Origin of the sequence: Flagellimonas meridianipacifica, assembly GCF_003001695.1 — a bacterium.
Classification (GTDB): domain Bacteria; phylum Bacteroidota; class Bacteroidia; order Flavobacteriales; family Flavobacteriaceae; genus Flagellimonas; species Flagellimonas meridianipacifica.
In genome coordinates, this window is the sequence record NZ_PVYX01000001.1 from 152,735 (window position 1) to 177,027 (window position 24,293).

The 24,293-nt window shown below is 43.2% G+C and carries 24 protein-coding genes; 23 read left to right on the forward strand and 1 reads right to left on the reverse strand.

Translation table 11 applies throughout. The features are described 5' to 3' along the window. The first annotated feature begins 77 nt into the window (after nucleotides 1-77). From CLV81_RS00660 to CLV81_RS00705, 10 genes are all read left to right on the forward strand, one after another. On the forward strand, nucleotides 78-1,250 hold the full coding sequence (locus CLV81_RS00660; RefSeq protein WP_106143149.1) for a FecR family protein: 1,173 nt from the start codon (nucleotides 78-80) through the stop codon (nucleotides 1,248-1,250). A gap of 157 nt (nucleotides 1,251-1,407) precedes the next feature. Further along, nucleotides 1,408-4,917 carry a SusC/RagA family TonB-linked outer membrane protein gene (locus tag CLV81_RS00665; RefSeq protein ID WP_106143150.1) on the forward strand — a complete coding sequence of 1,170 codons (3,510 nt, stop codon included), beginning with the start codon at nucleotides 1,408-1,410 and terminating at the stop codon, nucleotides 4,915-4,917. Between the two features lie 25 nt (nucleotides 4,918-4,942). Next, the gene (locus CLV81_RS00670; RefSeq protein WP_106143151.1) at nucleotides 4,943-6,346 is read left to right on the forward strand and encodes a SusD/RagB family nutrient-binding outer membrane lipoprotein; all 1,404 of its coding nucleotides are present in this window, start codon (nucleotides 4,943-4,945) and stop codon (nucleotides 6,344-6,346) included. Between the two features lie 31 nt (nucleotides 6,347-6,377). Then, nucleotides 6,378-7,016, forward strand: a complete 639-nt coding sequence (locus tag CLV81_RS00675; RefSeq protein ID WP_106143152.1) for a heavy-metal-associated domain-containing protein — start codon at nucleotides 6,378-6,380, stop codon at nucleotides 7,014-7,016. A gap of 160 nt (nucleotides 7,017-7,176) precedes the next feature. Further along, nucleotides 7,177-8,658, forward strand: a complete 1,482-nt coding sequence (locus tag CLV81_RS00680; protein ID WP_106143153.1) for an aminotransferase class V-fold PLP-dependent enzyme — start codon at nucleotides 7,177-7,179, stop codon at nucleotides 8,656-8,658. 26 nt (nucleotides 8,659-8,684) lie between these two features. Next, nucleotides 8,685-11,708: an amidohydrolase family protein gene (locus CLV81_RS00685; protein ID WP_106143154.1), complete on the forward strand. Its 3,024-nt coding sequence runs from the start codon at nucleotides 8,685-8,687 to the stop codon at nucleotides 11,706-11,708. 16 nt (nucleotides 11,709-11,724) lie between these two features. Further along, nucleotides 11,725-13,047: an amidohydrolase family protein gene (locus CLV81_RS00690; RefSeq protein ID WP_106143155.1), complete on the forward strand. Its 1,323-nt coding sequence runs from the start codon at nucleotides 11,725-11,727 to the stop codon at nucleotides 13,045-13,047. Beyond that, nucleotides 12,989-14,422 (forward strand): alanine/glycine:cation symporter family protein, encoded by a 1,434-nt coding sequence (locus CLV81_RS00695; RefSeq protein WP_245911874.1) that lies wholly within the window; start codon nucleotides 12,989-12,991, stop codon nucleotides 14,420-14,422. The genes CLV81_RS00690 and CLV81_RS00695 overlap by 59 nt, the downstream gene beginning before the upstream one ends. 10 nt (nucleotides 14,423-14,432) lie before the next feature. Further along, the gene (locus tag CLV81_RS00700) at nucleotides 14,433-15,701 is read left to right on the forward strand and encodes a M14 family metallopeptidase (protein ID WP_106143156.1); all 1,269 of its coding nucleotides are present in this window, start codon (nucleotides 14,433-14,435) and stop codon (nucleotides 15,699-15,701) included. Nucleotides 15,702-15,707: 6 nt separating this feature from the next. Then, nucleotides 15,708-16,469 carry a DUF6503 family protein gene (locus CLV81_RS00705; protein ID WP_146129797.1) on the forward strand — a complete coding sequence of 254 codons (762 nt, stop codon included), beginning with the start codon at nucleotides 15,708-15,710 and terminating at the stop codon, nucleotides 16,467-16,469. A 17-nt stretch (nucleotides 16,470-16,486) separates the two neighbouring features. Here CLV81_RS00705 and CLV81_RS00710 read toward each other — a convergent pair whose 3' ends face one another. Continuing rightward, nucleotides 16,487-16,915: a QcrA and Rieske domain-containing protein gene (locus CLV81_RS00710; protein WP_106143158.1), complete on the reverse strand. Its 429-nt coding sequence runs from the start codon at nucleotides 16,913-16,915 to the stop codon at nucleotides 16,487-16,489. 273 nt (nucleotides 16,916-17,188) lie between these two features. Between CLV81_RS00710 and CLV81_RS00715 the strand changes: the two genes are divergently transcribed. The 13 genes from CLV81_RS00715 to CLV81_RS00775 all read left to right on the forward strand — a co-directional run bounded on the left by CLV81_RS00715 (nucleotide 17,189) and on the right by CLV81_RS00775 (nucleotide 24,271). Next, the gene (locus tag CLV81_RS00715) at nucleotides 17,189-17,611 is read left to right on the forward strand and encodes an HYC_CC_PP family protein (protein WP_106143159.1); all 423 of its coding nucleotides are present in this window, start codon (nucleotides 17,189-17,191) and stop codon (nucleotides 17,609-17,611) included. A 181-nt stretch (nucleotides 17,612-17,792) separates the two neighbouring features. Then, nucleotides 17,793-18,374: a helix-turn-helix domain-containing protein gene (locus CLV81_RS00720; RefSeq protein ID WP_106143160.1), complete on the forward strand. Its 582-nt coding sequence runs from the start codon at nucleotides 17,793-17,795 to the stop codon at nucleotides 18,372-18,374. Between the two features lie 71 nt (nucleotides 18,375-18,445). Then, on the forward strand, nucleotides 18,446-18,853 hold the full coding sequence (locus tag CLV81_RS00725) for a c-type cytochrome (protein ID WP_106143161.1): 408 nt from the start codon (nucleotides 18,446-18,448) through the stop codon (nucleotides 18,851-18,853). Next, nucleotides 18,850-20,010, forward strand: a complete 1,161-nt coding sequence (locus CLV81_RS00730; protein WP_106143162.1) for a porin family protein — start codon at nucleotides 18,850-18,852, stop codon at nucleotides 20,008-20,010. The genes CLV81_RS00725 and CLV81_RS00730 overlap by 4 nt, the downstream gene beginning before the upstream one ends. Before the next feature lie 121 nt (nucleotides 20,011-20,131). Beyond that, the gene (locus CLV81_RS00735) at nucleotides 20,132-20,443 is read left to right on the forward strand and encodes a hypothetical protein (protein WP_106143163.1); all 312 of its coding nucleotides are present in this window, start codon (nucleotides 20,132-20,134) and stop codon (nucleotides 20,441-20,443) included. Nucleotides 20,444-20,761: 318 nt separating this feature from the next. Then, on the forward strand, nucleotides 20,762-21,025 hold the full coding sequence (locus tag CLV81_RS00740; RefSeq protein ID WP_106143164.1) for a hypothetical protein: 264 nt from the start codon (nucleotides 20,762-20,764) through the stop codon (nucleotides 21,023-21,025). Next, nucleotides 20,958-21,257, forward strand: a complete 300-nt coding sequence (locus tag CLV81_RS00745; protein WP_237685877.1) for a heavy-metal-associated domain-containing protein — start codon at nucleotides 20,958-20,960, stop codon at nucleotides 21,255-21,257. The genes CLV81_RS00740 and CLV81_RS00745 overlap by 68 nt, the downstream gene beginning before the upstream one ends. 27 nt (nucleotides 21,258-21,284) lie before the next feature. After that, the gene (locus CLV81_RS00750; protein WP_106143166.1) at nucleotides 21,285-21,494 is read left to right on the forward strand and encodes an SHOCT domain-containing protein; all 210 of its coding nucleotides are present in this window, start codon (nucleotides 21,285-21,287) and stop codon (nucleotides 21,492-21,494) included. A gap of 48 nt (nucleotides 21,495-21,542) precedes the next feature. Next, the gene (locus CLV81_RS00755; RefSeq protein ID WP_106143167.1) at nucleotides 21,543-21,758 is read left to right on the forward strand and encodes an SHOCT domain-containing protein; all 216 of its coding nucleotides are present in this window, start codon (nucleotides 21,543-21,545) and stop codon (nucleotides 21,756-21,758) included. A gap of 66 nt (nucleotides 21,759-21,824) precedes the next feature. Further along, nucleotides 21,825-22,271, forward strand: coding sequence for a hypothetical protein (locus CLV81_RS00760; protein WP_106143168.1), 447 nt, complete (start codon nucleotides 21,825-21,827; stop codon nucleotides 22,269-22,271). A 74-nt stretch (nucleotides 22,272-22,345) separates the two neighbouring features. Next, nucleotides 22,346-22,621 (forward strand): DUF5676 family membrane protein, encoded by a 276-nt coding sequence (locus CLV81_RS00765; protein ID WP_036378938.1) that lies wholly within the window; start codon nucleotides 22,346-22,348, stop codon nucleotides 22,619-22,621. A gap of 146 nt (nucleotides 22,622-22,767) precedes the next feature. Continuing rightward, on the forward strand, nucleotides 22,768-23,562 hold the full coding sequence (locus tag CLV81_RS00770; RefSeq protein WP_106143169.1) for an AlbA family DNA-binding domain-containing protein: 795 nt from the start codon (nucleotides 22,768-22,770) through the stop codon (nucleotides 23,560-23,562). Nucleotides 23,563-23,566: 4 nt separating this feature from the next. After that, nucleotides 23,567-24,271, forward strand: coding sequence for a lycopene cyclase domain-containing protein (locus CLV81_RS00775; RefSeq protein WP_106143170.1), 705 nt, complete (start codon nucleotides 23,567-23,569; stop codon nucleotides 24,269-24,271). Nucleotides 24,272-24,293 lie beyond the last annotated feature (22 nt).

The window sequence follows — 24,293 nt, forward strand, 5'->3', positions numbered from 1 at the left end:
ATTAAAAAAACCAAGGGTACAAAACTATTTCCCCGTCTTACTATTGGATTCTATCTTTTAGCATTAAAATCTGTAAAATGATTAATAAAAAAATCGAATCATTGATTTTTAAATATTTGAACGACACGGCCAGCACCGACGAACTTCGAATACTTAGCGACTGGGTCAAGGAAAACGAAGAGGAGTTTGCCGAATATATTCAGGTGAGCGCTCTGATTAAGGGCTCTTTTGAGTTGGACAATGCAAAAAAAGGGAAAGATGTTCTAATTGAAGCAGTCAAACGAAAAAGCACTAAAGAATCTTACAGAAGGCGAACAACGCTCTTCTTCCGGTATGCGGCTTTGTTCGCTGTTATTTTTGGCCTAATGTTTTTGTACGAGAACTCCGTTTCTGAAACAGGCCCTTCCCTTCGGACGATTTCAACTAGTACCGATGATAACATCAAATTAAAATTGAGCAATGGGGAGGTAAGGGTCATTTCAGCTCAATCAAAGGACAAGATCCTTACCCAAGGTGGAAAAGTTATCGGAACACAAAGGGGAAACACGATTCTTTATGAAGATTCCCAGGCACCAAAAAAACTTGATTACAATGAGTTGACGGTACCTTATGGAAAAATGTTCGAATTGGTTCTCTCCGACAAAACCAGGGTATACTTGAATGCGGGAAGCACACTTCGATATCCTGTCACCTTCATGGAGCAGGGCCCTAGAGAGGTGTTTTTAACGGGAGAGGCCTATTTTTCTGTTACCAAGGACAAGAAAAAGCCATTTGTAGTAAATGCGGACCAAATAAACATTGAGGTATTGGGTACTGAATTTAATGTATCAATCTACCCAGAGGATATGGCCATCAATACGGTTTTGGTGGAGGGTGCCGTAAAAGTATCGCGATCTGGTCATACCAGACCACCCTTGCTACTTGCCCCAAATCAAATGGCTGCCTATAACAAGGAAAAGCATATCATGAGCGTGAGTGAGGTCGATACCGATATGTACACGGCCTGGAAGGACGGCATTCTGCTTTTCCGGGGTACCCCGTTCTCAAGTATCAAAAAGAAGCTAGAACGCCATTTCAATGTTTCCATAGAAAACAATTATGGCTTTTTGGACACCCAAGTGTACACAGCCTCTTTTTATCGGGAAGAGGGCATAGAACAAATTTTAAAAGTCTTTCAGGAGGACACACCTTTTGAATATCAGATTGAAAACAATAGGATAATCATCAGTAAACCCCTATTAGTTAATTAAAATTAATGGTAAACCTAAAATACAAAGGCCAATGAAATAAAGCATTCTTATTAAGCATGTGAATCGTCGTCAAAAAAATCGGAAAATGCGCCAACATTTCCCGATTGTAAGGTGATTCAAATAAAATTATTGAACCACAAATAAACTAATCAAAATTATGAAAAAATTAGTGCCAGGTGCGCTTTTTGCACTAAAAAGAGCGCATAAATTTGACTTGAAAATGAAGATTACAACTTTTCTATTGGTCATATCACTGTTTAAAATTCATGCGAACACCTACTCCCAAAACACAAAAATAACGCTAAAGCAGGAAAACGTATCACTTGAAAAGGTACTTGATAAAATCGAATCCTTATCGGAGTTCAAGTTCACTTATAACCACAGAAAAGTCGATGTCAACAGAAAAATATCGATCAATGTAGACAAACAAACCATTTCCGAAATTTTAAAACAAGTGTTTTCGGGAACCCATGTCGATTATGTGGTCAGAAAAAAATATATCATCTTAAAAATTAAGAAGAACATAGACGTCCGGCCGCAAAAAAAGTCAATTGAACAACAAATAAAACAATTATCGGGAACGGTCACTGACAAGCAGGGGGTTCCCTTGGCTGGGGTAAATATTATAATCAAGGGCACTACAAAGGGCGCATCCACGAATTTTGATGGCAAATATAAGATAGCTGCCTCAACCGGGGATTTTTTGATCTTCTCATACATAGGCTTTCAGACAGTTGAGGTGCCCGTTGGTCAAGATGATGTCATCAACCTGGAGATGGTACCGAGTGCCAATCAATTAAATGAGGTAATCCTCACGGCCATCGGGACGAGACAGCTCAAGGATGAAACAGGTGCAACGAGTTCTTCCGTAGAACCTGAGCGAATAGTAAAATCCGGGGAAACAGGGGTCATCAATGCCCTCTCGGGAAAAGTTTCCGGTCTTCGTATTGCCAGACAAAACGGGGATCCCGGGGCAGGGGCCAATATACAGATCAGGGGAATAAACTCTATTGAAGGTGATAGCAACCCCTTAATTATTGTTGACGGTGTCCCTATTAGCAATGATTCTTTTGATGATGACGGTATAGGAGGCAGTACAAGTGTCACCCAGCAATCAAGATTGAACGACATCAACCAGAATGATATTGAAAATGTCCAGATTCTAAAAGGAGCTTCGGCTGCCGCTTTATGGGGTTCACGGGCGGCCAATGGCGTTATTTTGATTACGACCAAGGGAGGATCTTTTAATAGACGGCCAACCTTTACATACAGTTCCACCTATTCAATTGATGACATATCGGTAAGGGTCCCCTTGCAGGACAAGTTTGGACAAGGCCGGGACGGTGTTCGGGCCTTGAACAGGACTGAATCATGGGGAGACCGCATAGCGGATCGAGCGGGAGGAGAAGATGACCTTGACACCAGTGGAGAGTATTTTGTTACTCCTTCAGGTGAACTTTATTATCCCATTGCCACCAAAAATTCAAGGCAAACTTTCATCGATGAGAATTTTGATGCCGTATTTAGAAACGGTTCGTTTCTACAGCACGATTTTTCAGTTGCCGGAGGTGGGGAAAAAGCCTCCTATTTTTTTAGTTATGGCATCCTGGAACAGGACGGGATTGTTAAAAATGCCGATTATAACCGTCAGAACATTAGATTGAACACCAAAGTAAATCTCACTGATTGGTTGGATATCAGGAATAATGTGGCCTATACCTACACAAAATCCAACAGGATACGAGGAGGTGGAAGTATCACGGGTCTATACATTGGGCTCTTGAGAAATCCTGCGGACTTTGATATCCGTGGTCACATTGGGACCTATGTCGATGGAAATGGCGATGTTTTTCAGAACAGACAGCGATCTTATCGAAATCAGATTGGGGCCTCCAACAATGCAGGGTACAACAATCCATTATGGACAATATACGAGCAACGAAACGAGACCAGGGTAGACCGTTTTTTAATGACTCCAGAAATAAATATCCGGGCTTCAAACTGGCTTGACTTTACCCTTCGTGGCGGATTGGACTATTATTCCGATGAAAGGTTGCAATTTTTGCCAATCAATACAGCAGGTGGGTCGCGATTTGGTGACATGCGTTCAACGGTGGCCGTAAGTAAGGAGTACAATTTTGACCTTCTTATGAAAACCAAGCATAATCTCACTCCGGACATAAATATGAACACAACATTGGGTTTTAACTTCAATAACAGAAAAAGAGCGACATCATCCATAAGATTGACCCCATTTGTAGTGGATTCCAGACAACCTATATCAGATTTGAATCCGGACGATGCTTCCACAAGCTGGAGCAGGAATTTACGTCAAATCCGGACCAATAGAGGTTATGCGCTCATCAATTTTGGATTGTTCGAACAGTTGTTCGTCAATGCATCCGCCTCCTTAGAAGCATCTTCCACAATTGAAGGGGCCTTCTTTTATCCTTCAGTGGATATGGCATGGCAATTCAGCGACCTTTTTGAAAGTGATGAGCAGTTTTTTGGAAAGTTGAGGGCATCTTGGGGAAAGGTCGGGATCCAACCTGGGCCTTATCGTTTCGAGACGCTAGCAACCACCAATTTCCAAGATTTTGGTGGTGTTTTCGAGGTTTCGGATGTTCGCGGTAACCGCAATCTAAGGCCAGAAATAAAAACGGAATACGAGATTGGTGCAGACCTACGTTTTTTCGGAAACAAACTGAACCTCGGGGTGACCTATTATGAAAATGAAATAGATGACATTCTGTTCGAGGTCAAGACCAATCCCAGTTCGGGTTTCAACAACAGCTACAGAAATGCGGGTATCATAGAAAACAAAGGCTGGGAAATTGATCTCTTGGGCAAACTCATCGAAAAAGAGGATTTTTCACTATCATTCAATGCCAATTTTAATAACAACGAGAATTTGGTGGTAGATATCTTTGGGGCGGAGACGGTAGATATCGGGGGCACTTCAAAGGCTGTCAAAGGATTTCCAATGAGTTCGTTCTGGCTCCCTGCTTCGGTCTTGAACGAAGATGGAACCCGTGCACTGGATGAGAACGGGTTTCCTGAGGTGGATACCGAAAGAAGGGTCATAGGAGATCCCAATCCCGATTGGAGGGGCGGTGCCGGAATGCAACTGAACTTCAAGGGTTTTGACTTTAGCTTTCTCTTTGAACACTCACAGGGCGGAGATTTCATCAACCGTGGAAGAATCGTTATGTATGGGTTTGGCACCCATGCCGATGTGGGCAACGAAATCACCCTAACCGAGGATTTGGTAAATGTGAATGGTGATGTGTTCAGTGCCGGAACTACGGTGAGAGGCAATGTAGCCGATTTCGGAGCGGGCAACGTATTGCTCGATGAATACTTCTATAGAACACGTGGTGGGGGCCTTGGGTTCAACAAACTCAATGACCTGTACATCGAGGATGCCACATGGACCAAACTCCGGAACGTTACTTTGGGATACACATTTGATAGAAATAGGTACAAAAACTTTCCTTTGAAGAGTTTGCGGGTATCCTTGACGGGAAGGGATCTTATCCTATGGACCGACATTATCGGATCAGACCCGGAAACCAGTTATTATGGCATCAGCAATGCGTCTGGCATGGACTATTTTACGAACCCGTCGACACGTTCGGTTCTTTTTAACATAACTGCCACATTTTAATCCACCAACACTAAAACAGTACAAAATGAAAAAAGTATATAACAAACATGTCCTCTTGATACTAATTATCGGTTTTTTATTTGTTGGATGCGAAAAATTGGTAGACGATATCAACGAGAACCCGAACAACTTCACTTTGGACGAACTTGACCCAGGTCTTTTTCTAAATGGGGCCGAGCTAAACTCCATAAACATATTATTAGGTTCGACCAGCCGAATGGCGGGCTATTGGTCCGGTCAGTTGATTGGTTTTGACCAAACAGAGTTGGAGCGATACAATTACAATGTAACCTTTACAGACTTTGATTGGGACGGCTATCAAGAGGTCGTTACTCCGTTACGGGAAATAAGGTCCCGTACCCCCGACAATAAACTATACCAAGGTATTACTGGGGTCTTGGAAGCACAGATTATCGGAAACTATGCCTCTATGTACGGGGATATTGTTTATTCCAATGCCTTATTGGACATCGACAATCCCGAATTTGATGGCCAGGCCGAAGTATTCGATTCCTTACAGTCCCTATTGGATGACGCCATCAGCAACCTATCCAACGTCACCCCGCAAGATGTGGTCTTGGAGGATTTTCTGTTCAATGGCAACGCTATGAAATGGCTGCAGTCCGCTTGGACCCTAAAGGCAAGGTTCTATATGCTTACCCGCCAATATGACCAAGCCTATGCAGCGGCACAGAACGGAATATCCCTGCAAGAAAACAGTATGATTTTTGTTCCCCTTGATCTAGAGGATGTCACGAGCACGAAAAATAAGTTTTGGATCATACTGAACAATGCACCTAGCGTTGGAACGGGCAACAGTTACTTGATTCAACTCTTGGATACGAACAGCGGTATTTCGAGGAACAATGCAAAGACCGATGAAGCGGCCAGACTGTCATATTATCGGATAGATGAGACGAATCCCGATGGTAATTTGGGTATTGCCAATGAGTTGGAGCCACAACCCTTGGTCACCTATGGAGAAAATCTGTTGATCCTGGCCGAGGCAGGTGCCCGTGCCCAAGGCTTCAATATTGGCTTGGGGCATTTAAATGCCTGGAGATCAGCATTGGGAACTGGAAATTTTTTCAATTCCAGTGTTGCGGGGGAACCCATTTTGTATGATGCATATACCGCTGCGGACTTCGCCCCAGGGGGTATGGAGAATGCTGACAGCATAGATTCAGATACAGCATTATTGAGAGAGATCATTGAGGAACGTTATGTTACGGGCTTCACAACATTTATGCCATTTGATGACGCCAGAAGACTGCGAACAGAGAACGAGGTGGCAGTGCCATTTCCCAATAATACCTCAACGGCCCCTGGCAGAGTGGAGCGGTTTTTATATCCCGAGGATGAAGTATTGGCCAATACCAGCGTGCCAGAGGACCCAGGTCTTTTTGTTCCAAATCCCATTAATCAATAATAAATATCAATTTTCTTAAAATTAAAATTAAATGAAAAAGCAAGTGAAAAGTTTTGTGTCTTTAGTTATGGTCCTTTGTGCCGTGTTCTTGTCAAACGCACAGGAAAAATCAAGTGAGTTTGAGGTGTTGGGCAATTGTAATGGTTGCAAAAAACGTATCGAGAAGGCGGCCAATTCCTTGGAAGGGGTGGCAAGTGCAACATGGAACAAGGATACGAAAATTTTACAGGTGGCCTATGATTCCAATAAAACCTCGTTGGAAGAGGTTTCCAAGGCCATCAATGAAGTGGGACACGATACCAAGTTCGGCAGGGCGAGCGACGGTGCCTATGACGCGCTGCCAGGTTGTTGCCAGTACGACCGCAAATCGGATAGTAGTTCGGTTTCCACCGAAACTGCGGTAGCTTCCTTTGATTTTCAGGTATTGGGCAATTGTGGCATGTGCAAAAAAAGAATCGAGAAAGCGGCTAGAGCGGTCCCTGGGGTTACCAGTGCAGAATGGAACAAAGAAACCAAAATGGTAAATATCGATGTTTCTGACAAGGCCGTTTCCAAGGACAAGGTTTCCGAGGCCATTGCGGCGATAGGCCATGATACCGAGTTCCACAGGGCAGAGGTGTCTACTTATGATGATTTGCCGGGTTGCTGCCAGTACGATAGAATGCAATAAATCCTTGGTATAGGGCTGTCCTCTTAGTTGAACATCCAAATTGGCGATTAAAGCATAGAGGCAGGAAGTTTTGCTACAGATTTTGATTGTTTGAGTTAGTTACCTAGTCAATCTTGGAGTTCAATTAAGCAAGGGCGGCCTTTTATTTTTTCAAAGAGAAATGATAGCACAGGAAAAAGAAACCTTGGAATCTTATTTTTGGGATTTCAGAAAGGATACCATCGGCATTGATACAGAGATAAAGACACCCTTCGGCACAAAACCTTTGGTATACGCCGACTGGATCGCCAGCGGCAGATTGTATGGTCCGATTGAGGAAATTATGCGTGAAAGAATCGGCCCCATGGTCGGGAATACCCATTCAGAGACCAGCTACACGGGTAAGTTGATGACGGGCCTCTATGAGACGGCCAAACGCCAGATCAAGAAACACGTAAACGCTTCGCAAGAGGACGTCATTATCACTAGCGATACGGGCATGACAGGAGTGTTATGTAAATTTCAGCGTATTTTGGGACTTAAGGTTCCTGAAAAACTAAAAAAATCCTTTACCATCCCGAAAAACGAACGTCCAGTTGTTTTTCTTACCCACATGGAGCATCATTCCAACCAAACTACTTGGTTGGAAACAATTGCAGATGTGGTTGTAATGCAACCTACCAAGGATTTGTTTGTAGATGCAAAAGCCCTGAAAGAAGAGTTGGAAAAGCATAAGGATAAAAAGCTAAAAATAGGCTCTTTTACGGCCTGTTCGAACGTTACCGGAGTGAGTGCACCCTACCATGAACTGGCCGAGGTCATGCATGCCCACGGAGGTTTTTGTTTTGTGGATTTTGCAGCTTCCGCACCCTATGTCCATATTGATATGCATCCCAAAAAAAAGACACAAAGATTGGATGCCGTCTTCTTTTCACCCCATAAATTCCTGGGAGGTCCCGGAAGTTCGGGAGTATTGGTGTTCAATAAGGCGCTATACCAAAACCGCATTCCGGATAATCCCGGTGGCGGTACGGTCACTTGGACGGACCCCTGGGGCGGCCACAGCTTCTTTGAAAGTGTAGAAGCTCGCGAGGATGGTGGCACCCCCGGTTTTTTACAGACCATGAGAACGGCCTTGGCGATACAGCTAAAGGAGAAGATGGGTGTTGAAAAAATTCAACAGCGTGAAAACGAATTGGTACGCAAATGTTATGAAGAATTGCCCAAAATCAAAGGGCTGCACGTATTGGCAAAAGATGTGCGCTATCGGCTCGGAGTTTTCTCCTTTTACATGGAACATCTTCACTACAATTTGGTGGTAAAACTGTTGAACGACCATTTTGGCATTCAGGTAAGGGGCGGCTGCTCATGTGCTGGTACCTACGGGCATCTTCTTTTGGAAGTTTCCAAAGAACAATCCCAGAAAATTACGAGCCGAATAGACCAAGGCGACCTTACCGAAAAACCGGGATGGGTACGCCTCTCGCTTCACCCCACGATGACCAATGAAGAATTGGACTATATCCTGTCAGCCATAAAAGAGGTATCGGAAAAGGGAACGGAAATGGGCAGCGAATATGAATATAATAAACACACCAATGCCTTTCTCCACAAATCCGAAAAACAAATAAAAGAAGATTTGGCCCATTGGTTCGATATATAAGACTAACCTGAAATCACATTAGCCGCATGATTACTTTGAAAAAATTAAACTTCACGATAAACTGTTTATTTCTTTTAACCTTTTTGGCCGTCCATGGCCAACAGACTTTTCCCAAAAACGATATTTCCGATGAACGGCCGAAAGCTTTTGCATTTACCCATGCCACAATCGTAATTGATCCGGCAACCACGTTGGAGGATGCCACGTTGATAATAAAGGGCGGGGAAATCGAGGCTGTCGGAACCCAAATCAGAGTACCTGATGGTTACGCTGAAATACGAGCGGAAGGACACTTCATTTATCCCTCCTTTATAGATATGTTCAGCAATTACGGACAACCGGAAGTTGTCATTCCGAGAAGGGGCAATCCATATGTTAAAAGGGAACAAATCCAATCGGATACCAAAGGGGGGTACAATGCTAATGAGGCCATAAAATCAGAATATAACGGTGCCCACAATTTTGAGGTGGACAAGAAAATGGCCAAAAAATTAAGGTCGCAAGGGTTCGGAACCGTGGCGACCTTCAGACCCGATGGTATTGCCCGCGGCACAGCGGCACTCGTTGTTCTAGGGGAGGGTCATGAGAACAATATGCTCTTACAACCTAAGGTAGCCGCCCATTACTCTTTTAACAAAGGGAGCTCTACCCAAGATTATCCTGTGTCTCCCATGGGTGCTATCGCCCTGTTACGACAAACATTTTACGATGCCCAATGGTATGCCTCCCAAGAATGGAAACCTTTTACAGATCTATCCTTACAGGCCATCATCGACAATCGTAACCTACCCCAAATAATCGATACGGAAGGTTGGTTAACCGCACTTAGGGCAAACAAGGTAGCCAAGGAATTTAAGCTAGATTTTATTATTATGGGTGGGGGCGACGAATACCAGCGCATCGAAGAGATAAAGAGTATGAACGCTCCCTTGGTCATCCCCTTGAACTTTCCAAAGCCATTTGATGTCTCTGATCCCTATCTATTGCCAAAAATATCCCTGACCGACCTGAAGCATTGGGAACTGGCCCCTTTCAATCCCCTACTTTTGGCGGAAAACAATGTTCAATTTGCCATCACATCCCACCCTATCAACCAAGCTACCGATTTTTTACGGAATTTAAGAAAATCGGTCCTCCATGGCCTTAGCCAAGAAAAAGCACTGGCCGCCTTGACCACAATACCTGCCAACCTCTTAAAAGTATCCAATAGAATCGGTACGTTGGAAAAGGGTAAACTCGCCAATTTTATCGTCTTGGATGGAAATTTGTTCGATGATGGCACCATGTTGCTTGAGAACTACATTAAAGGTGAGGGTCATGCTGTGGTTCAACCGCCCAATAAAGCTGTTCTGGGCGAGTACCAATTGGAAGCAAGGGGTTTGTCGGCCACTCTTAAAATCCAACCAAAAAACAAGGGTTATTTGGCACAATTGGAGGCCCCTAAAGGTACTGTTCAAAATATAACCTTTTCAATTGATGGCGAGATGCTGGGACTTGCATTTGAGATTGATAAAAAAAAATACAATTTGGGCGGGTGGGTTTCTACATCCGGAAACCAAACCGTTTTGAAGGGCAACGGAACCGTAGATCTTCATAGAAATATTTCATGGAAAGCCATCAAAAAAAGTGATGATACAAACAACGGTACGAAAAAAGAAGTTTCAAAAATAGCCGTCCAGAAGGGAAAAGTCATTTATCCCTTTATGGCTTTTGGATCTGAGGAAAAAATAAGGCCCAAAACCATCCTAATCAAGAATACAACGGTCTGGACCAATGAAAAAGAAGGCATTCTCAAAAATTCAGATGTTCTTCTGGAAAACGGTAAGATTGCCAAAATCGGGAACGACCTGACCGTAAAAAACGCCACAATAATCGATGGTACGGGCAAACACTTGACCCCTGGCATTATTGATGAGCATTCACATATCGCCATTAGTTCGGTCAATGAAATTGCGGCTAATTCGGGTATGGTCAGAATGCAGGACGTTTTGGATTCCGAGGATGCAAGTATCTACAGGGCATTGGCAGGGGGTGTAGTGGCCGCACACCTCTTGCACGGTTCTTCCGACCCCATAGGAGGTCAGTCGGCATTGATCAAGCTTAAATGGGGAGAGAGCCCTGAAAATCTAAAAATCCAGAATGCCGCGCCTTTCATAAAATTTGCTTTGGGGGAAAACCCCAAACGATCCAAAAGTGCACCATCCGTTCGCTTTCCCAGAAGTCTTATGGGACTGGAGCAGTTTTATTCAAATGCGTTTTCCGAGGCCTTGGATTACAAAAAGGATTGGGCCATTTATGATCAACTTGATAGAAAACAAAAACAGAATACCGCAAAACCGAGAAAAGATATCTTAAAGGAGGCCATGCTAGAGGTCGTGGAGGGCAACAGACATATTTCATGCCATTCCTATCAACAAAAGGAGATGTTGATGTTAATGGACGTTGCCGAACGGTATGGATTTACCGTGAACACCTTTACCCATGCCTTAGAGGGTTATCGCATAGCGGATAAGATGAAGCTTCATGGCGTCGGCGGAAGTACTTTTTCCGATAAATGGAACTTCAAATGGGAAACCCGGAACGCCATTCCCTATAATGCCACCATCATGAACAAAGAGGGTGTTGTTACGGCCATAAACTCCGATAGCCGTGAAACCATACGGCACCTAAACCATGAGGCCGCCAAAGCGATCAAATATGGAGGGTCAAGTGCCGAAGATGCCTTGAAAATGATTACCCTTAACCCAGCGAAGCTATTGCACTTGGACGATACCATGGGTAGTATTAAAACGGGAAAATCGGCTGATGTTGTACTTTGGTCCGCCTCCCCCATGTCAATCTATTCGAAACCTGAAAAGACCATTATCGAGGGAGCCGTTTACTTTGACATCGAAACGGACAAACGCTTAAAAAAGCAGAACCAAAAAGAACGTACCCGTATCATCCAACTCATGCGTTCTAAAGGTTCAGCAGGAACTAAGTCTTTGAAAATTTCCAATACCAAGCCTGAGTTTCATTGTGAATATATCGAACAGGCACAAGCCGAATAAATTTAATTATACCTAGATGATGAAAAAGAGCATATCCATACTTCTCCCATTCACGATTTTATTTTTCCATTGTTCCAATGAACTTGTCGGGCAATTAATGCCAAAACCTGCCCAAACCCAAACCGAACCTATACTGCTAGTGGGCGCTACTGTACATACCGGAACGGGAGAAATTATTGCCAATGGGGCCGTAGGTTTTAAAAAAGGAAAAATCACCTATGTAGGTTCTCTAGAGGGAATAGGGGAACAAAAAGCCGATTATAAGACTAAAGATGTGAGCGGTCAACATATATACCCAGGGTTCATACTGTTGAATTCGTTGATCGGTATCGAAGAGATCGGCGGCGTGCCCCATTCCAATGATAAATTGGAGGAAGGGGATATCAACCCCAGCCTTAAAACGGTTTTTGCCTTTGACACTGGGTCGGAACACATCCCTACCTTACGTTTCAACGGTATTCTACATGTAGAGTCCATCCGATCTGGAGGATTGATTTCAGGAACTTCCGCTGTAATGGAAATGGACGGATGGAGCTGGCAGGAAGCTATATTAAAAGAAGAGGCTGCCCTACACCTGCATTGGCCCTCTTCAATATCAACTTCCTACGATAAGAGTACCAATACCAGAAATATCAAGAAAAATAGTTCCTACGATGAAAAAGTAATGCAACTTGAAAATTTGTTTTCCGCAGCCCATTCCTACAAGTCCATTGATGGAAAAAGGACCAATCTGAAGCTGGAGGCCCTACAAGGTCTTTTTGAGGGCAAGAAAGTATTGGCAGTGCATGCCGAGGAACCCAAAGAAATTATAGAGGGCATTACGTTTGCTAAATCACATCAGGTCAAGAATATTGTTTTGGTCGCCACTTACCCCGTGCTTTCGGTAAAGGAATTTATCAAGGAAAACAAAATACCCGTCGTACTGCCTCCCACCTACGATTATCCCGACCATGACGGTATGGATTATGATGCCTACTATTCCTTGCCCCATTTGCTCTCTCAAGAAGGAATTACCGTGGCACTGAACCACTATGGAATGCTTTCAACCTCCCGAAACCTACCCTTTTATGCGGGAATGGCGGTAGCCTTTGGGATGGAAAAGGAAGAGGCCCTTAAATTGATCACCCTGAACCCTGCAAAGATATTGGGTGTTGATGACCGCATCGGATCGATAGCCGTTGGCAAGGATGCGAGTATCTTTGTTTCACGTGGGGATGCGCTGGACGTTCAAACTAACGCGCTTTCCATGGCATTTATCCGTGGCAAGGAGATTGTGCTTGATGGAGCTCATCAAGAAAGCTATAAACGGTATTCTGCGAAGTATGGGCATGGTGAATAGTGTTCTGAAAAGCGTTGAGAACACCATTATTGACCTTAGCAATTGGATTTGGGACCTGCCATTATTATTGTTGCTCATGGGGGGTGGGATATTCTTTCTATTCTATTCCAGATTGTTGCCTTTCAAACACTTTTGGCATGCAATAGCCGTCGTTCGTGGAAAATATGACAGCACTTCGGGTGTTGGTCAGATCAGTGCCTTCAAGGCACTATCCACGGCCTTGTCATCTACTTTGGGGATGGGAAACATTGCCGGTGTAGCACTGGCAATAAGCATGGGAGGCCCTGGTGCACTTTTTTGGATGTGGGTGAGCGCAATAGTCGGTATGGCCACTAAATACTACACCTGCTCTTTGTCCATAATGTATCGGGGGACAGATGATTCCGGAATTGTACAGGGAGGGCCGATGTACGTAATTACAGAGGGATTGGGGAAAAGATGGAAGCCCCTTGCCATATTTTTTTCAATAGCGGGCATTTTTGGTTCGCTGCCCATTTTTACAGCGAACCAGCTTACCCAGGTTTTGAACGATGTATTAGTGCCGGTTTTTGACCTTACAAGCTCGGTCGGATCCTCTTTGCTGATAGGGGTAGTGATTAGCATTCTGGTATCCATCGTTATTTTTGGCGGTATTCAAAGAATTGCAAACTATGCCAGCAAATTGGTTCCTTTAATGGTCGTATTGTATTTTCTCTCGGTATCTTATATCCTATTTGTCAACCATACTCAGATCCTACCGGTTTTTCAACAGGTATTTTCAGATGCCATGACCGGTAATGCGGTTCTTGGTGGTAGCTTGGGTTCCATAATTATTGTGGGGGTACGTAGGGCGGCCTTTTCAAACGAAGCCGGTATTGGTACCGCCCCAATGGCCCATGGGGCCTCAAAAAATGTGGAGCCCGTAAAAGAGGGGTTGGTAGCCATGCTCGGGCCCTTTATAGATACTCTTGTGGTATGTACCTTGACCGCGATTGCCATATTGGTCACCGATAGCTGGAAAGACCCGAATATTGGCGGCGTGACGGTCACCTTATCTGCTTTTGTCAAGACCATGCCCCAATTCGGAGCGGTACTCTTGGTGTTTATTGTATCCATTTTTGCCCTGACATCATTGTTTACCTACTCCTATTATGGCGCTAAGTGTATCGCATTTGTTTTTGGTACCAGGTACAAAAAATTCTATAATTACATTTATGTGCTCAGTATCAGTTTGGGAGCGGTTTCCAGTATGGCAGGTGTCGTTGGTCTTTTCGACATCAGTTTTGCCTTGATGGCCATTCCAACCATGTTATCCGCCATTAGCCTATCAGCAAAAGTAAATCAGGCAACACGGGAATATTTCAAGAAATTATCGATGAACACAAACGTTATTTAAGTCATTTGCTATGAAAAAAAAAGTACTTTTTCTCTATCTACTGGGCTTGGCAGCAACTTATGCTCAAGAGCAGCGATTTCAGGGTCAACCCCCAATCGCAGCGGTCCCAACCAAAACCAGGGCGGTACAAAAGCAGTGGAAGGGCAATTTCAAATTCGCCCGCAACGGTATTACCTTTTCCAATGATTTTGTTGGGTCAAGGCTCAATGGTATTGTTCAAAATAACGACAGCACCTATACGGTATTGATAACCCCTGAAAACACTCCGATTAACACCAGTCCGTGGTACGCCTTCAAGGTATGGGCAAACAACAGGACACAGGTCAATGTGGTGCTGACCTATCAAGAATCGGGGAAGCACCGATACTTTCCAAAGCTCAGCAAGGATGGGGTCAATTGGTCCCTCCTTGATTCCACGAGATACAAGGAATATGACAAAGGCGAAAGAGCGTTCGGCCCAGGTTCGCTTCCGGTCAAAGTAAATATGAAACTGGAAATAGGCACCGATACACTTTGGGTTTCGGGCCAGGAGCTCCACACTTCGCATCATGTTTCCCGTTGGGTGGAAGACCTATCGACCAAACCTTTTATCACAAAAAAGAAAATTGGAAAAAGTAGGGAAAATAGGGATTTGGGGCTGTTGGCGATTGGTGACGAAAATGCAAGAAACATGTTGATGGTCATTTCACGGCAACACCCGCCCGAGGTAACAGGTTATCTGGCCATGAAAACCTTTGTAGAAACCATTGCATCGGATACAAAGCTAGCCAAAAATTTCAGAAAAAAGTTTACGACCTATGTAGTGCCATTGATGAACCCTGACGGGGTCGACAACGGACACTGGAGACACAATGCCGGCGGAGTCGATCTGAATCGGGACTGGGCGAATTTTAACCAACCGGAAACACGTTCGGTCAAGAACTTTATGGAAGGGAAAGTGAAACAGACGAAAGGAAAGTTTTATTTTGGTATCGATTTTCATTCCACCTGGGACGATATCTATTATACTGTGGACTCCAAATTGGAAGGAAATATGCCAGGTTTGGTGACTGATTGGCTGTCAGAAGTTAAAGCTGAGCTCGAAGGGTACGACCCCAATATCAGGCCAAGTGACAAGATGCGGCCAACCAATGTATCACGGAATTATTTTTTTGTGGAACATGGGGCCGAGGCCTTGGTCTTTGAAATTGGTGACAATACCCCAAGGGACTTTGTAAAGAAAAAGGCCCGTGTAAGTGCACAGATTTTGATGCAATTGATGTTAAAACGTATAAAGTAAGACCTAATGAGACCATTATTCCATTCTCAAATTTCCTTTTGGATGCTTTTAGGACTGTTGGCCTTTTTGAGTCCAAACTTCGGATTGGGGCAAGAGAGTATCATTGATAAGGCCATAAGACATTCCGGAGCCGAAAAACTAAAAAATGCCGAAGTCTCATTTGACTTTAGGGAGTATCACTATATCTACAAAAGGCACAAAGGACGGTTTGAATATACTAGAATTGACCGACGGTCTGATGGCACCAAAATACGTGATGTCTATACCAATGACGGACTGTTCCGCTATGTGGCAGATACTTTGGTAAGCCTTAGCGAGAAAAGAAAAAAGGCCTATGCCAATTCGGTCAATTCAGTAATCTATTTCGCTTTTCTTCCCCTATGGCTCAAAGACCCCGCTGTCATGTTTGAAAATATGGGAATATCCAAAATCCAAGACAAAGAATACCATAAAATACGCGTTACCTTTAAAAAGGAGGGTGGTGGTGATGATTTTGAGGACGTTTTTCTATACTGGTTCGATGCAGACGACTATAGTCTGGATTATCTTGCTTACAAATACTTCACAGGTAAAGGTGGGATGCGCTTCCGTGAGGCCTATAATCCCCGTACCATCGATGGTGTCAGAATCCAGGATTACCGAAACTTTGCACCTAAATTAAAGGGAAGCATTGACTTTGAACAAATCGATAGAGCCTTCGAGGATGGTAAATTGGAGGAACTGTCGATTATTGCACTAAAGAAGATGACAATAAGAGTTATACCCTAAACCATAAAAAAAAAAGCTCATTCAAAAACACGCAATAAATTTCCTGTCAATTCCGTACTGAAAATTTTCAATGGATTGGGTGTAATAGCGTTCAAAGGTTTTCCGGTCTGATCGAATCTAGCACCATGGGTTGCACAACGATAGATACCCCCATCTTCGGTAATGAAACGCACTTCTTCCGTTTGTTGATGGCTACAGATCTGGCTGGCGGCCACATACTGCCCCTCCAAGTTTTTGGCCACCACCACAAATTGCTTCAAGATAAAGCCCCCATTATTCTGTAAAGGGGCACCTTCCTGAGAGTCAAGATCGACTGTAAAATCAATTCCTGTAGGGACTGGAAGCCCCCCCACCGCACCGTCTTTTGAACATCCGTTCAAACAGGGAAAAACAAGGGCAAAGGCTGCACCTGCCCCTAGATTCTGTAAAAATTTCTTTCGTTCCATAGCTATTGCATATACTAAATCCAACGCTTTTTAGGCAAAAATCGTATGTAAGGTAGCACACAACCTTACCCTGATTGCTTCCTTGTATTGGTTTTGAGCCTGATTCTCCACAAATATGACATTTATCATATTTCTGTCTAACCTTATCTTTTAAATTTACCATGCCTAATATCCCATTTTTGAATATAAAGTATTGATAACATGTTTTTTATGTATTTTTTGTTAAAATCAATCAAATAAAAAAGATTAAACATTTTTACCTAATTTTATATAGTGGAACACCTTAACCGTAAAATAATTGCCTTTTTCCTAACTTGTATAGTGCTGTTCGCAGGCTCTTCCTTCACTGCGGATATGCATTTCTGTTGCGATAAGTTGGTAGATCTTGCGGTCTTAGGCAAAGCGAAACCTTGTGACGAGAAAATTGAGCGGCAAGAAGAAAGGCCTTCAAAGGAATGCTCCTTAGCAACACAAGAATGTTGTAGCAGTCAGTCTTTCGTGAAGTCGATAGATGAAAACCTAAAAAATGCCCAATTGGAATTGGGCACTGATACGTTTGTCTTCTTACAAACGTTTTTCCATACCTATATAAATCTTTTTGAAGGACTTGATACCAACATTGTCCCCTTTCGGGACTATGACCCCCCATGGATAGAGAGGGACATTCTTGTACTTCACGAAACTTTCTTAATTTGATTTATTCCTCGAGCTAATTACCTTAGGGTAATCAGCACTTTCCGTATTTGGCCATAATCCTTATTGGGCCAACCTTTTGCCGAACTCATGGTTCAATGGCAAACATTTCAGGCAACATCATCAATAAGAGCTTTTAGACTCTTAATGGTTTATCAGACGGGTAACATTAACACTAATACATATGGAATCCAACAGAGTATACTGGATCAAGAATATGGTTTGTAGACGTTGCCTTAAGGTCTTGAAACAAGAACTTGAGGAAGTACATATAAAGGTGCTTTCCCTTGAATTGGGAAGACTTTCCGTACGCATAATCGAGGGTACAAACAAGGATATTGATAGCAAAGTGCTACAAGTGATTCATTCCAACGGATTTGAAATTGCAAAAAGCGAAGAGGAAATGTTGGTCGAGGAAGTGAAGCTTACACTTATAGAGCTCATACAGGAGCTGCCGACCCATGTAAAGGAAAAGACTTCGGAATACCTGGCATCCACAATACGTCGTGATTATAAGGTTTTAAGTAGACTTTTTTCCAAAACCGAAAACACCACCATAGAAAAGTATTTCATAAAGCTAAAAATAGAGAAGGTCAAAGAATTGATACAATTACAGCAATATACCTTCTCCGACATAGCTTATATGCTTGATTATAGTAGTGTAAACCATTTGTCCAGACAATTTAAGCGCATTACGGGAATGAGCATGACGGACTTTAAAAATTCAGAACATTTAGAGCGTAATTTCTATGACGAAATTATATAAATAATATAGAAAATTATGCAGATAAACCTGAAGCAATAAAAATAGATTTGATAACAGCTTAATACCAAAAAATGAACAAAAAAAGAATTTTGCCTAACATGATGGCAATTGTGGCTATGTGCTTTCTGTTCGTGGGGTTCAACTCCCATGCACAAGAGAAGTGGACGGCGCCCTCCAGCGCCGATAATTTGGTCAACCCATTAAAGGGTGACGCGGGTGCAGCGGCATCCGGCAAGAGGACCTATAGAATGCTCTGTGTGATCTGCCACGGAGCAAAAGGAAAGGGAGATGGCATGGGAGGTGCGGGCCTAACCCCAAAGCCTACTGATTTTACCGATTCAGACGTACAGGCCCAAACCGACGGCGCACTATACTGGAAACTAACGGAAGGGCGATCCCCAATGGCTTCCTATAAGACAGCTCTGCCCGAAAAGAAAAGATGGGAACTTATTAATTATATCCGAACACTTAAGAAATGAAAAAGCTACTAGTAGTACTAACAGCAGTTGTATTTGGTGGTCAAATGTACGGCCAGACCTACAACACTTTTGAACCGAGCAAGACACAATTCATGTTGCGTGGTTATGGCCACACTGGTTTTGAATACATGGATTCGGGAGATGAAACGGAATCCACTTTTCTGGGATCGGCCTTTGCCCCGATTTTTCTTTACAAGCATTCGGATAGATTGATGTTCGAGGCCGAACTTGAGTTTGTGCTGGAAAGCGATGAGTTGGAAACCGGTCTTGAGTATGCCGATGTGATGTATGTGCTCAACAAGAACATGACCGTTCGGGCAGGAAAATTTCTTTTGCCCTTTGGCACATTTATGGAAAGATTACATCCCGCATGGATAAATAGATTGCCAAATGCTCCCTTGGGCTATGGACATGACGGAATCGCACCCTCTTCAGGCATTGGTGTAGAACTTCGGGGTGCATTTGATTTGGGAGGCCCCAAATTGAATTATTCGGTATACTCCACCAACGGTCCACGAATCAAAGATGGTTCAGAGGAACCTGAGGAGGCGGGTATTCTAGAATTTGAGAACTATGAAGATACTAACTTGGCCAAGGCCTATGGGGGTCGCCTTGGTCTATTGCCTTTCCCAGATTCTTCGACAGAAATCGGTTTTTCGGCCTATTCGACAAGTGGAACGGGCGAAGAAGACTCGGAATACGAGGACATTGGGGCATTTTTGTTCGCCCTTGACTTTTCTTTTGTAAAACAGATATCCGCGATTGGGGGGATAGTGGATGTAAAGTCCCAATTCAACAACTCGAACGTGGATACGGCAACGTTTATAGAAACGCACGAAGATGGCGATGAGGAAGAATACTCATTTGACAACCAAAGTAATTCCTTTTATGGACAATTGAGTTATCGTCCCACCATGTCCGGAAACAAATTCATAAAAAATCTGGAGTTCGTAGCCAGGTATTCGGATTTCAAAGCACCCGAAGGCGCGGAGTGGGAAGAAAAATCCACGCAATACGCATTTGGTCTAAACTACTGGTTGAGTTGGCGATCTGTCGTCAAGCTTAGCTATCAGACCACCGAAACCGAAGGGGGCCACGATGGAGACGGACTGACCAATACAGATGGCCTGTTTGTGCATTGGGCCATAGGATTCTAATCGAGAAACAAAGGCTGGAAAACATGAAAGCGAAAAATCAGTTAAATATCAAAGGCTTTTTTTCTGGCCATACACCATGGGATTGTAATAAGACTATTTAAAATCGGGTAAGATGAAAATAATGAACAAAATAGTGATTGGGGTCATACTTGTGACAACAATCGGGGCTACAGTTGTAAGCTGTTCCTCAACAAAGAAAGGATATTCTGATATTCCGGATTCCGAGACGGTTGTCGCGGAAGAAGGGTTTAAACTAGAAAAATCAGGGGCACAACTCTGGGGAGAAACCTGTAATAGGTGCCATATCGCTCCATCCCCTGCAGATTACAATGATACGGATTGGGAAACGATCAGCCTTCATATGCGGATCAGGGCCAACCTGACCGAACATGAAAGCAAGAAAATCGAGGAGTTTCTTAAGTCAGCCAATTGACGAGAAAATTGCTCCCATGGTGAACAAGTCAATTTGTCCATGGGAGTAAAATTTCCCGAACATAATATGGCAGGGGTTAACGATGCCATACGGATGTCACAGGGCAATCAAAAGATGATGGACAGTATGATGCGAATGATGTGCGAAAAAGTATAGCGAGCTATGATAGTATACGTTCCCGCATGAAAATCATCGTCCAAAAAGGGAACGAACATTCACAGATTTGGTAATGATGGGTGATAACCTTATGAAAACCAATGGAGGTGACCATCCCCGATACCAAAGATAGGTGGAAATTAATTTTAAAAACTGGAAAATATGAAAGGACATTGGATTTGGATGGTCATCGGTTGTGGCCTTCCATTATTGTTGATTTTTTTCGCACCCGCATTGGGCATCACGGGATACAACGGGCTTTTCGCCTTTATCATCGTAATGTTTTTGATACACCTTTTTATACCACACGGTGGTCACGGGCATGGTAGTCACGGTAAGCCAGATAAGAGCAAAAACCATGATAACAGTAAAGAACAAGTTTCCACCGAGACCCAAGAAGAACATCGAGGACATCGGCACCATTAAAAATTATGCTATAGCGATGAAGCATAGGTATCAAATTAACGGAATCAGCTGCGGTGGCTGTGTCACAAGGGTAAAGAAGACCTTGGAAGAACACCCGAATATAGAAAATGTAGAAATTTTTTTACAGCCCGTGGGCGCAACCATTGTAAAAATGAACAAGAAGCTTACGGTCGAAGAACTGCAAGGGCAACTCAACGAACTTGACGGCTATACCATTGCAGAGATTAATTAAAATCATAGAAACCTTAAAATTAAAAATATGTTTTACAAAGATGGATTTTTTTGGGGCATGCACCTTATCTGGTGGGCAATTTGGATCGTGGCCTTAGGCTGGATCTTCTTTGCCCCGTCCAGTTCCTCTTCCGAAGAAATTGAGGGAGACGACCCACTAATGCTGCTCAAAATTCGTTTCGCCAAGGGCGAGATTACCAAGGAGGAATATGAGCGATCAAAGATACTTTTAGAATAGGACAGCTAGTCCAGGAACAAACAACTATTAACCTTTAAACCTAAAACTATGCATTTTTTCGATGGACACTGGGGCGGTATGCACTTCGTATGGTGGATCATATGGTTGATCCTCTTGATATGGATATTCTTTGTGCCATACGACATCCCTTACCGAAAATCAAAGAAGGAAGACCCATTCGCAATTCTCAAAAAAAGATTTGCCAATGGGGAAATCACAAAAGAGGAATTTGAGGAAACAAAAAGGATTCTAAAATCCGAATAGTGTCATTTCAGCTTTGATTTGACACTAGGAAGTGGCTGCAATTAGTAATACTTAAAATGAATCAAAATGAAAACAAAAATCAAAAAAACAGTAGGAATTGTATTGGCCGTTTTCACATTATCGGCCTGTGCACAAAAACAAGAAAGTGCTGTAAAGGATATGCTCAAGGACCCGTCACAACAAGAGGAGGTTTTGACCTTGATGGTCGAAGACCACGATCTGGGCAAAAAATACATTGCCAACATGATGGATAACGACCATGCTATGGGAATGATGGTGGACGAACTCGTAAAAGCAGCGGCAAAGGATACCATACTAGCGAACAAATTGAGCGATATGATTACTAGATATCCTGACCTTATGCTACTGACCACCCACCATTTTATGCCGGTCATTGCTTCGGACAGCCTTTTGACCGATTCTTTTTGTGATCACACGCTAGAACACGAGGATCTCGCCAAGGCCATGCACAATAAAATGGAATACAAAAAGAGCCTTGAGCGCAACCATTGACTCCAACTTTGGTTTTTGCACATGAACAAACTCATAAATGAATAATAACAACAATAAACATTAAAACAAGAATCATGAATCGTATCAATGTAAAAAAATTCGGTTTTGCCATGGGGCTGACCGCTGCAATCCTCTACGCCGGCTGCATGATTGTTTTGGCGACAGCAGGACAAGAAGGAAGCATAACCTTTTTCAACAGCCTGCTGCACGGCTTGGACACTACCAGTATAATACGGGTAGACGTGCCAATTTGGGAGGCACTTATTGGCATTGTCCAGACTTTTATCATTGCTTGGCTCACAGGTGCCCTGATTGCCGCATTTTACAACACACAGATTAAGAGTAGATAATCTGAACAATAGATCGGAGAGACTTTTTAGGAACCGGTGTCGCATCGACCACAGGCAATTTGTTGGCGGAAAGTGCCAAAGAACTGAGCAATTGACAATAGAATCCCGGAATTGAACCTGGAGTACAACCATATAAAGTAGAATAAGTGAATAGTACTGCAAGAAATATCAAAACAATTTTCACCCAAACGGTAATATGGGGGGGCATTTTCTATTTCCTTGTCCATCCTTTTACCATGGTGCTTTATTGGTTTGAATTTAGCAATACACCATTTTCATTTTCCCTGTTTTGGGACGTCTTAAAGTCGCAGTTTTTAGAATCTTTCACTTTTGATATGAGAGGGATGAGCGTCTCGCTTACAATCCTTGGCATTTTCCTAGGGATAGTTTCCGGTCTATTTTTCATAACCCTCAGGCGAAAGAACAAGCTTATAGGCACACAACAGCAGTTGTTACTGCGCGATTTAGAAGAATTGATAGAGGCGGGTGAGAATGAACGGGTAGAATTTAAGTCTTCCATCCGCTATGATTATTTTAGGAAAACCACCAACCGCGAACTGGAACTGGTCATAGCCAAGACCATTACCGGTTTTATGAATGCAAAAGGGGGTAAATTAATTATTGGTGTTGATGACGACGGAAGCGTTTTGGGCCTGGAAAAGGATTTTAAAACACTTAAGCATAAAAACAGGGATGGCTACGAGCGGGAGGTATACCGGATTATATCCACTCAGTTGGGGCATGAAGCCTGTTTCAGCAATCACATATCATTCTATAGTTTAAATGAAAAGGAGGTGTGCGTAATAGATATCGAACCTTCCAAAAAACCCATATATGTCAACTATACCGGGGCCACTACTTTTTACGTCAGGACAGGAAATGCTACATACCCATTGACGGTCAAGGAAGCGGTCGATTATTTAGAAGCCCGAAAACCATAAAATTATGCAATATGTCTGGTTTATATGGTCCCTTATTATTCTAGCCCTCTGGGGCGTGGTCTATCTAATGAAGAAAGATTCTCGAAGAGAAATGCTGAAGATGAGTTGGATAACCATGCCCTTTGGGCTTACCGAACCCCTTTTTGTTCCCGAATATTGGCATCCGCCATCGCTTTTCGATTTGGCGATAAAGACAGGGTTCGATATTGAAAGCCTAATCTTTTCTTTTGCCATCGGTGGTATAGGTACGGTACTGTACAATCTTATTTTTAAGCGAAGGTATGTTGAAATACCGCATACCGAGCGCAAACATGCAAGGCACCGGTTGCACCTATATATCCTTTTCGTCCCGGCGGTCGTGTTTTTGGTATTGGCCCTGTTCACACCGTTGAATCATATCTACTGTGGCATTGCGGCCATGTTTTTGGGTGGAATGGCCACGCTGTACTGTCGTCCGGACCTAAAGACCAAAATCTGGATAAGTGGATTTCTGTTCACGGCATTGTACTTTGTTTATTTCGGAAGTATTCTCCCATTCTATCCCGATTATGTAGAACTTTTCTGGAATCTGGAAAACCTTAGTGATATTCTAGTGACCGGCATTCCAATAGAAGAGCTTTTGTTCGCTTTTACTTTCGGGATGTACTGGTCAGGCTTATACGAACACTTGTATTGGAGAAAATTAATGAGACCTATTACCATGAGTTAGATGGTAAAGCAAGTAGTATGAA

Coding starts and splice junctions, on each gene's coding strand:
- CLV81_RS00660 (WP_106143149.1), top strand. CDS start 78: ATGATTAATAAAAAAATCGAATCATTGATTTTTAAATATTTGAACGAC.
- CLV81_RS00665 (WP_106143150.1), top strand. CDS start 1,408: ATGAAAAAATTAGTGCCAGGTGCGCTTTTTGCACTAAAAAGAGCGCAT.
- CLV81_RS00670 (WP_106143151.1), top strand. CDS start 4,943: ATGAAAAAAGTATATAACAAACATGTCCTCTTGATACTAATTATCGGT.
- CLV81_RS00675 (WP_106143152.1), top strand. CDS start 6,378: ATGAAAAAGCAAGTGAAAAGTTTTGTGTCTTTAGTTATGGTCCTTTGT.
- CLV81_RS00680 (WP_106143153.1), top strand. CDS start 7,177: ATGATAGCACAGGAAAAAGAAACCTTGGAATCTTATTTTTGGGATTTC.
- CLV81_RS00685 (WP_106143154.1), top strand. CDS start 8,685: ATGATTACTTTGAAAAAATTAAACTTCACGATAAACTGTTTATTTCTT.
- CLV81_RS00690 (WP_106143155.1), top strand. CDS start 11,725: ATGATGAAAAAGAGCATATCCATACTTCTCCCATTCACGATTTTATTT.
- CLV81_RS00695 (WP_245911874.1), top strand. CDS start 12,989: ATGGAGCTCATCAAGAAAGCTATAAACGGTATTCTGCGAAGTATGGGC.
- CLV81_RS00700 (WP_106143156.1), top strand. CDS start 14,433: ATGAAAAAAAAAGTACTTTTTCTCTATCTACTGGGCTTGGCAGCAACT.
- CLV81_RS00705 (WP_146129797.1), top strand. CDS start 15,708: ATGAGACCATTATTCCATTCTCAAATTTCCTTTTGGATGCTTTTAGGA.
- CLV81_RS00710 (WP_106143158.1), bottom strand. CDS start 16,915: ATGGAACGAAAGAAATTTTTACAGAATCTAGGGGCAGGTGCAGCCTTT.
- CLV81_RS00720 (WP_106143160.1), top strand. CDS start 17,793: ATGGAATCCAACAGAGTATACTGGATCAAGAATATGGTTTGTAGACGT.
- CLV81_RS00725 (WP_106143161.1), top strand. CDS start 18,446: ATGAACAAAAAAAGAATTTTGCCTAACATGATGGCAATTGTGGCTATG.
- CLV81_RS00730 (WP_106143162.1), top strand. CDS start 18,850: ATGAAAAAGCTACTAGTAGTACTAACAGCAGTTGTATTTGGTGGTCAA.
- CLV81_RS00735 (WP_106143163.1), top strand. CDS start 20,132: ATGAACAAAATAGTGATTGGGGTCATACTTGTGACAACAATCGGGGCT.
- CLV81_RS00740 (WP_106143164.1), top strand. CDS start 20,762: ATGAAAGGACATTGGATTTGGATGGTCATCGGTTGTGGCCTTCCATTA.
- CLV81_RS00745 (WP_237685877.1), top strand. CDS start 20,958: ATGATAACAGTAAAGAACAAGTTTCCACCGAGACCCAAGAAGAACATC.
- CLV81_RS00750 (WP_106143166.1), top strand. CDS start 21,285: ATGTTTTACAAAGATGGATTTTTTTGGGGCATGCACCTTATCTGGTGG.
- CLV81_RS00755 (WP_106143167.1), top strand. CDS start 21,543: ATGCATTTTTTCGATGGACACTGGGGCGGTATGCACTTCGTATGGTGG.
- CLV81_RS00760 (WP_106143168.1), top strand. CDS start 21,825: ATGAAAACAAAAATCAAAAAAACAGTAGGAATTGTATTGGCCGTTTTC.
- CLV81_RS00765 (WP_036378938.1), top strand. CDS start 22,346: ATGAATCGTATCAATGTAAAAAAATTCGGTTTTGCCATGGGGCTGACC.
- CLV81_RS00775 (WP_106143170.1), top strand. CDS start 23,567: ATGCAATATGTCTGGTTTATATGGTCCCTTATTATTCTAGCCCTCTGG.